Raw genomic sequence first — 6,937 nt, 5'->3', positions numbered from 1 at the left:
CGGGTGCGCCAGCCGAGCCCGCCGCGGTCGTCGTCGCCGGGCGCGGCCGCGACGGGCACCTCGCGGGTGATGCCGCCGGTGCGCTGCAGCGCGTCCTCGATGACGCGCTGCTTGAGCTCGCGCTGGCGCGGCAGCGCGATGTGGCCGAACTCGGCGCCGCCCGCGCGCTCGAGCGGCCTGCGGTCGATGGAGGCCTCCGCCCACACGTGCGGCACGCGGTCGGGCGAGGGCGCCACGACCTCGAGCGCCACGGCGGTCGCGAACGACTTCTTCACCTCGACGACCTGCGCGCGCACCGTCTCGCCCGGCATGGTGTCGGGCACGAACACGACGCGCCCCTCGTGGCGGCCGACGAAGCGGCCCCCGTGGGCGACGTTGTCGATCGTGAGCTCGACGATCTGGCCTTCGGCGATGTCTGCGGGCATGCCCCCATCCTCGCATCGCGCCGCCGGGCGGGAGGCGTCAGCCGCCGACGGAGCGCAGGGACGCGTCGATCGCCTCGGCCGACGCGTGCAGGCGCGCGAGCTCGTCGTCCGCCATCGGCACCTCGAGCACCCGCTCGATGCCGCCGCGGCCGACGATCGTGGGCAGCGAGAGCGCGAGCCCCGAGATGCCGTGCTGGCCGTCGAGCACGCTCGAGACCGGCAGCACCGCGCGCTCGTCGCGGAGGATCGCCTCGACGATGCGCGCGGAGGAGACGCCGATCGCGCTCGAGGTCGCGCCCTTGCCCTCGATGATGCGGTAGGCGGCGTGCACGACGTCGTCGGCGATGCGGTCGAGGTCGGCGGCGCTGAAGCGGGCGCGCCCCTCCTCCATCCACTCGCGCACGAGCAGCGGCCCGATCCTCGCGCGGGACCAGAGCGGGAACTCGCTGTCGCCGTGCTCGCCGATCATGAGCGCGTGCACGCTGCGGGCGTCGACGTGCACGAGCTCCGAGAGGAGCCAGCGCAGCCGCGAGGAGTCGAGCACGGTGCCCGACGCGAGCACCCGCGACGGGTCGAGCCCGCCCTCGCGCTGCGCGAGCACCGTGAGCACGTCGCACGGGTTCGTGACGAGCATCACGATGGCGTCGGGCGCGTGCTCGCGGACGCCGGGCAGCACCGCCTTCAGGATCTCGGCGTTGCGCGCCGCGAGGGCGAGCCGCGGCTCCCCCGGCCGCTGCTTCGCGCCCGCCGTGATGACGACGACGTCGCTGCCCTCGACGACGCGCGGGTCGGCACCGCCCTCGACGCGCTTCGCCACGAGGAACTGCGTGCCGTGCGCGAGGTCGAGCACCTCGGCCTCGACCTTCGGCGCATCGATGTCGTGGAGCGCGACGACGTCGGCGGAGCCGCGGATGAGCGCGGCGTAGGCGATCGCGACGCCGACGCCTCCCGCGCCGATCACCGAGAGCTTGGAGGGCCGGGCTGGCGCGTGCATGCCCTCACGGTAGGGCTGCGCGCGGCGGTGCGCCACGACCGGCGCGCGGGCGGCGGGTGCGAGGATCGTCGCGTGCAGCTCATCCTCGCCTCCGCCTCGCCCGCCCGGCTCGCGCTGCTGCGCCAAGCGGGCATCGAGCCGGACGTGCGGCCGACCGACCTGGACGAGGAGCTGCTCGTCGAGGCGCACGAGGCCGAGCACGGGCCGCTCGCGCCCGCCGACTACGTGCTGCTGCTCGCGCGCGCGAAGGCGGAGGCGCTGCTCGACCAGGATCCGCTCACGGGCTTCGACGGCCTCGTGCTCGGCGGCGACTCGTCGCTCGAGCTCGACGGCGCGATGCTCGGCAAGCCGCACACGCCCGAGCGCGCGAAGGAGCGCTGGCTCGCGCAGCGCGGCCGCTCGGCGACGCTGCACTCGGGCCATTGGATGCTGCGGGTCGGCGAGGGGCGGATCCGCGACTCCGCGGGCGTCACGACCGCGACCCACCTCGACTTCTCCCCCGACATCGACGAGGCCGAGATCGACGCGTACGTCGCGACCGGCGAGCCGCTCGAGGTCGCGGGCGCCTTCACGATCGACGGTCGGGGCGCCGCCTTCATCGACCGCATCGACGGCGATCCGTCGACGGTCGTCGGCATGAGCATCCCGGCGGTGCGGCGGCTCGCGCGCGAGCTCGGCGTGGCGTGGCCGGCCCTCACCGGGGCGGGGATCAGGACCGAGGCGGAGGGATGACCGTGGCGACGAGTCGGGCGATGTGGGTGTGGATGCACGAGGCGGCACCGCCGGACCCGGCCGCCGTCGCGGCCCTCGCGCGCGCGGAGCGCGTGACCGAGGCGTTCGTGAGCGTGCCGTGGGGCGGCCCGAGCACCGACACGCACCGGTGCGTCGCGGCGCTGCGCGGCGAGGGCGTGCGCGTCTCCGCGCTCGGGGGCGACCCCGCGTGGACGACCGGCGGCGACGCGGTCACGTGGATGCAGCGCGCGACGGCCGCGTTCCTCTTCCAGGGCGTGCACCTCGACATCGAGCCGTGGACGCGACGCGACTGGCCGGGTCGCGAGCGGGAGCTGCTCACGGGCCTCGCGCGCACCGTGAAGGATGTCGCGGCGCGCACCGACCTGCCGGTCGACGTCGACCTCGCGCCGTGGCTCGCCGATCCGCACCCGCGGGAGTTCGGCGACATCGTCGCGCGCGCCGACGCGGTGACGCTCATGGCCTACCGCGATCGGGCCACCGACATCCTCGCCTCGAGCGCCGCCGCGCGGCAGGCGATCGGGAGCGCTCGGAAGCCCTACCGGATCGGCGTCGAGACGGGTGCGGTGCACGAGCCGGAGCCGACTGCGAGCCAGACGTTCGCCGACGACGGCCGGGCCGCGCTCGAGGCCGAGCTCGCCGCCGTCGCGGCGCAGCTCGCCGGCGACGCGCGCTTCGCCGGCGTCGCGGTGCACGACTTCGCGGGCTGGCAGGCGCTCGGCGCCTGAGCGCGGGCGCGGCCCGTGCGGCCGGATCGCCGCCCCGCGGGCCGCGATCAGGTCGTCTGCTGGGTCGGCACGCTGCCGGTCTCGGCGAGCCGCGACTCGAGCTCGACGTCGACCGCCGCTTCCTCGAACTGCGCGTTGAGCAGCCGCCAGTACGCACCACGGGCGGCGACGAGCTCCGCGTGCGAGCCCTGCTCGACGATCGCGCCCTGCTCCATCACGAGGATGAGGTCGGCGTCGCGGATGGTCGACAGGCGGTGCGCGATGACGAACGACGTGCGGTCGGTGCGCAGCGCCGCCATCGCGTGCTGCAGCAGCAGCTCGGTGCGCGTGTCGACCGACGACGTCGCCTCGTCGAGGATGAGCACGCTCGGCTGCGCGAGGAACGCGCGGGCGATCGTGACGAGCTGCTTCTCCCCCGCCGAGAGGTTCGAGGCGTCCTCGTCGATGACCGTGTCGTAGCCGTCGGGCAGGGCGTGCACGAAGCGGTCGACATACGTGGCCCGCGCCGCCTCGAGGATCTGCTCCTCGGTCGCGTCCGGGCGGCCGTACGCGATGTTCTCGCGGATCGTGCCGCCGAAGAGCCACGTGTCCTGCAGCACCATGCCCGTCTGCGACCGCAGCGCATCCCTCGTCATGGTCCGCGTGTCGACGCCGTCGAGCGTGATGCGGCCGGCGTCGATCTCGTAGAACCGCATGAGGAGGTTCACGAGCGTGGTCTTGCCGGCGCCCGTCGGGCCGACGATCGCGACGGTCTGCCCCGGCTCGACGACGAGCGAGAGGTCGTCGATGAGCGGCCGATCGGGCGAGTACGAGAAGCGCACGTGCTCGAACGTGACGCGCCCCGAGCCCGCGGCGGGCGCCGCGCCGGCGTCGTCGGACTCCTCCTCGTCGGCGTCGAGCAGCTCGAAGACCCGCTCGGCGCTCGCGACCCCCGACTGCACCATCGTGACGGTCTGGCCGATCTGGCCGAGGTTCTGCGAGAACTGCTGCGAGTACTGGATGAACGCCTGCACGTCGCCGACCAGGATCTGCCCGGCGGCGACGAGCAGGCCGCCCGCGACCGCGACGAGCACGTACCCGATGTTGCCCACGAAGGTCATGAGCGGGAACACGAGCCCCGAGAGGAACTGCGCCTTGAACGACGCGTCGAAGACGGCGTCGTTCTCCTCGGCGAAGCGCGCTCGCACCGCGCGCTCGCGGCCGAACACCTTCACGAGCGCGTGCCCGGTGAAGGCCTCCTCGACGATCGCGTTCATGCGCCCCGTGCGGCGCCACTGCTCCTTGAACCGGCCCTGCGCCGGCCCCATGACCGCGCCGAGGATGACGCCTGTGAGCGGCACGGCGACGAGCGCGATGAGCGCGAGCCACACGTTGATCGAGAGCATCATGATGAGCACGCCGATGACGCTCAGGAGCCCCGTCACGATCTGCGACATGGTCTGCGACATCGACTGCCCGACGTTGTCGAGGTCGTTCGTCACGCGCGAGAGCAGCTCGCCGCGCTGCGTGCGGTCGTAGTACGACAGCGGCAGCCGGTGCACCTTCTCCTCGACGTCGCGGCGCAGCCCCTGCACGGTGCGCTGCACGACCCGGTTGACGACGTAGCCCTGCAGCCACTGGAAGAGGCTGCCCGCGGCGTAGACGGCGAGCACGAGGAGCAGGATGCCGCCGAGCCGCTCGAAGTCGATGCCCGCGCCGGGCTCGAGGTCGGACATGCGCTCGACCATGTTCGCGAAGTCGCCCTGCCCGGCCTGCCGGAGCCCCTCGACGACCTGCTCCTGCGTCACGCCCGGCGGCAGCTCCCGCTGCACGAAGCCCTGCACGATGACGTTCGTGGCCTCGCCGAGGATGCGCGGCCCGAGCACGACGAGCACGACGCCCACCGCGCCGAGCGCGAACACGAGCGCGAGCAGCCAGCGGTAGGGGCGCATGAGGCGCAGCAGCCGCAGCGCCGAGGTGCCGAACGACTTCGCCCTGCCGGGCGGCGGTTCCCAGCCGCCCGCGCCGATGCGTGCGGCCTCGGCCTGCTCGGCCTCGATCCGCTCCTCCTCGGTGAGCTCGGGCTCGGCCTTCGGCGTCCGCCCCTTCTGCACGCGCGCCATCTCAGGCCTCCACTGCCATCTGCGACTCCACGATCTCGCGGTACGTCCCGTTCGAGCCGAGGAGCTCGTCGTGCGTGCCGGAGCCGACGACCCTGCCCCGGTCGAGCACGACGATCCGATCGGCGTCGACGATCGTCGAGACCCGCTGGGCGACGACGATCCGCGTGGTGCCGCCCACCGCGTCGGCGAGCGCGGCCCGCACGCGCGCATCCGTCGTCAGGTCGAGGGCGGAGAACGAGTCGTCGAACACGAGCACGTCTGGCTCGGCGACGAGCGCCCGCGCGATCGAGAGGCGCTGGCGCTGCCCGCCCGAGACGTTCGTGCCGCCCTGGGCGATGCGGGCGCCGAGCTGGCCCTCCATCTGCTGCACGAAGCCGGCCGCCTGTGCGATCTCGAGCGCGCGCCACAGCTGCTCGTCGGTCGCGTCCTCGTTGCCGTAGCGCAGGTTCGACGCGACCGTGCCGGCGAAGAGGTAGGGGCGCTGCGGCACGATCGCGATGCCGCGCCACAGCGCCTCGGCATCGAGCTCGCGCACGTCGACGCCGCCGACGAGCACGCGGCCGCCGGTCGCGTCGAACAGCCGCGGGATGAGGTTCACGAGCGTCGTCTTGCCGGCGCCGGTCGAGCCGATGATCGCGAGCGTCTCCCCCGGCCCGACGCGCAGGCTCACGCCGTCGAGCACCGGGGTGTCGGCGCCCGGGTACCGGAAGACGACGTCGTCGAGCTCGACGGTGCCGGGCGTGCGCTGCTCGAGGCCGCCCACGACGCGCGCGATCGTCGGCTCGGTCTCGAGCACCTCGCCGATGCGCTTCGCGGAGACGGCGGCCCTCGGGATCAGGATCGTCATGAACGTCGCCATCAGCACGCCCATGAGGATCTGCATGAGGTACTGGAGGAACGCCATCATCGTGCCGATGTCGAGCTCGCCCCGGTCGACGAGGCCCGCCCCGAACCAGATGACCGCGACGCTCGAGACCTCGACGATGAGCATGATGATCGGGAACATCAGCACGAACAGGTTGCCGGTGCGCAGCATCGCGTCGGTGACCGCGTCGTTCGCGACCGCGAAGCGCGCCCGCTCGCGCCGCTCCTGCACGAACGCGCGGATCACGCGGATGCCGGTGAGCTGCTCGCGCAGCACCGTGTTGATGCCGTCGATGCGCTCCTGCAGCTGGCGGAAGATCGGCACGAGCCGCGACACGAGGAGCCCGAGCACCACGAGCATGAGCGGCACCGCGACCGCGATGAGCCACGAGAGCGTCGGGTCGGCGCGGATCGCCATCACGATGCCGCCGATCGCCATCATGGGCGCCGACAGCAGCATCGTGCACGACATGAGGATGAGCAGCTGCACCTGCTGCACGTCGTTCGTGTTGCGGGTGATGAGGCTCGCAGCCCCGAAGCGCTGCACGTCCTGCTCGCTGAAGTCGCCGACCTTCGCGAACACGTCGGCGCGCAGGTCGCGGCCGGCGCGCATCGCGATGCGCGCGCCGAACAGGATCGCGAGCACGTTCGCGGCGACCTGCCCGAGGCTCATCGTCAGCATGAGCGAGCCGAGCCGCCACACCGTGTCGGTGTCGCCGCGCAGCACGCCCTCGTCGATGATGTCGGCGTTGATCGTCGGCAGCATGAGCGTGAGCACCGACTGCACGAACTGGAGCAGCACCACGAGCAGCAGCGACAGCATCGACGGGCGCACGGAGCGGACGATGAGCTTCCAGAGCATGAGGGCCTTCTGGTTCTCGAGAGCGGATGCGGTGGCCCGCGGCAGGCGGGACGCCGTCGTCGAGAGGCGGCGTTGGGAGGCACTGCAGAGTACCGCGCGCCGGTGACACGCGGGTGTCGCACGGGTGGCGCACGGGTGCCGCCGGAGGCGGGCGCCGCGGGCCCGGCTCAGCCCTCGGCGCGGCGCCGGCGCGCCTGGTGCCACGCGTGCGC

6 protein-coding genes are annotated in these 6,937 nt (G+C 73.2%); 2 read left to right on the top strand and 4 right to left on the bottom strand.

Annotated elements, in window-relative coordinates; genetic code table 11:
- Together NWP09_RS10645 and NWP09_RS10640 are read right to left on the bottom strand one after the other, a co-directional pair.
- The coding region (locus NWP09_RS10645; RefSeq protein ID WP_258275491.1) for a TRAM domain-containing protein at positions 1–425 on the bottom strand (425 nt) is incomplete at its 3' end.
- A gap of 37 nt (positions 426–462) precedes the next feature.
- Entirely contained in the window at positions 463–1,419 is a 957-nt protein-coding gene (locus NWP09_RS10640) for an L-lactate dehydrogenase (RefSeq protein WP_258275490.1), read from the bottom strand.
- A 72-nt stretch (positions 1,420–1,491) separates the two neighbouring features.
- Between NWP09_RS10640 and NWP09_RS10635 the strand changes: the two genes are divergently transcribed.
- Together NWP09_RS10635 and NWP09_RS10630 are read left to right on the top strand one after the other, a co-directional pair.
- A complete protein-coding gene (locus NWP09_RS10635; RefSeq protein WP_258275489.1) occupies positions 1,492–2,151 on the top strand; it encodes a nucleoside triphosphate pyrophosphatase in 660 nt (219 codons plus the stop codon).
- Entirely contained in the window at positions 2,148–2,897 is a 750-nt protein-coding gene (locus NWP09_RS10630; protein WP_258275488.1) for a hypothetical protein, read from the top strand. The genes NWP09_RS10635 and NWP09_RS10630 overlap by 4 nt, the downstream gene beginning before the upstream one ends.
- A gap of 47 nt (positions 2,898–2,944) precedes the next feature.
- Here NWP09_RS10630 and NWP09_RS10625 read toward each other — a convergent pair whose 3' ends face one another.
- Positions 2,945–4,999, bottom strand: a complete 2,055-nt coding sequence (locus NWP09_RS10625) for an ABC transporter ATP-binding protein (RefSeq protein ID WP_258275487.1) — start codon at positions 4,997–4,999, stop codon at positions 2,945–2,947.
- Between the two features lies 1 nt (position 5,000).
- On the bottom strand, positions 5,001–6,725 hold the full coding sequence (locus tag NWP09_RS10620; protein WP_258275486.1) for an ABC transporter ATP-binding protein: 1,725 nt from the start codon (positions 6,723–6,725) through the stop codon (positions 5,001–5,003).
- Between the last annotated feature and the right edge of the window lie 212 nt (positions 6,726–6,937).

The sequence above is a fragment of the Agrococcus sp. HG114 genome, assembly GCF_024723325.1.
Classification (GTDB): Bacteria; Actinomycetota; Actinomycetes; order Actinomycetales; family Microbacteriaceae; genus Agrococcus.
Note: the sequence above shows the minus strand (reverse complement) of the source record. Positions and strands in the feature narration are given on the sequence as shown.

Coding starts and splice junctions, on each gene's coding strand:
- NWP09_RS10625 (WP_258275487.1), bottom strand. CDS start 4,999: ATGGCGCGCGTGCAGAAGGGGCGGACGCCGAAGGCCGAGCCCGAGCTC.
- NWP09_RS10620 (WP_258275486.1), bottom strand. CDS start 6,725: ATGCTCTGGAAGCTCATCGTCCGCTCCGTGCGCCCGTCGATGCTGTCG.
- NWP09_RS10640 (WP_258275490.1), bottom strand. CDS start 1,419: ATGCACGCGCCAGCCCGGCCCTCCAAGCTCTCGGTGATCGGCGCGGGA.
- NWP09_RS10630 (WP_258275488.1), top strand. CDS start 2,148: ATGACCGTGGCGACGAGTCGGGCGATGTGGGTGTGGATGCACGAGGCG.